The sequence below is a fragment of the Streptomyces sp. SID12501 genome (assembly GCF_010550245.1).
In the GTDB taxonomy this organism is placed as follows: domain Bacteria; phylum Actinomycetota; class Actinomycetes; order Streptomycetales; family Streptomycetaceae; genus Streptomyces.
Window position 1 is genome coordinate 1 of sequence record NZ_JAAGLU010000251.1, and the last position, 628, is coordinate 628.

A 628-nucleotide genomic window follows, 5' to 3' on the forward strand; every position below is an offset into this window, starting at 1 on the left:
CAGGTCGTAAGTGACTGATCCCAGAGGGAAGAACGGAGGGGCCGAGCGCCATCAGGATCGCCCGGGCGGACGTCTTGAACCCGGGTACCGCAGGACATCGACAGTGAGGTGGTCTCCGGTCGAGCAACCGCGATCCCAGCAGCCCCGACAGCATTCCGGTCGGGTGTGCGGAAACAGAGGGCCGGCGCAGTACCAGGGCCGGCAGATGGTGTAGCAGTTCCTTCGGGGCCCTGGTGCCAATGGCACCAGGGCCCCTCCACGTACTCCACAGAGAGGTGAGATGACAACGGACGACACCTACAACCGACTCGACGACGACGACTACCCCGCCTACACCACGGGCCGGGCCGCCGAACTGCTCGGCACCACCCAGAGCTTCCTGCGCGCCATCGGCGAAGCCCGACTCATCACCCCACTGCGCTCCACCGGCGGACACCGCCGCTACTCCCGCTACCAACTGCGCATCGCCGCCCGAGCCCGGGAACTCGTCGACCACGGGACCCCCATCGAAGCCGCCTGCCGCATCATCATCCTCGAAGACCAGCTCCAAGAAGCCCAACGCATCAACACCGAACACCGCCCCAGCACAGTCGAGTCAGCGAACCCGAAGGCCGCGGCCTGAGACGGC

Annotated in this window: 1 protein-coding gene; it reads left to right on the top strand. The window is 66.7% G+C overall.

Translation table 11 applies throughout. From position 1 onward, the window contains the following. Positions 1 to 280: 280 nt before the first annotated feature. Positions 281 to 622 carry a MerR family transcriptional regulator gene (locus G3I71_RS45550; RefSeq protein WP_164318052.1) on the top strand — a complete coding sequence of 114 codons (342 nt, stop codon included), beginning with the start codon at positions 281 to 283 and terminating at the stop codon, positions 620 to 622. Positions 623 to 628: the final 6 nt, after the last annotated feature.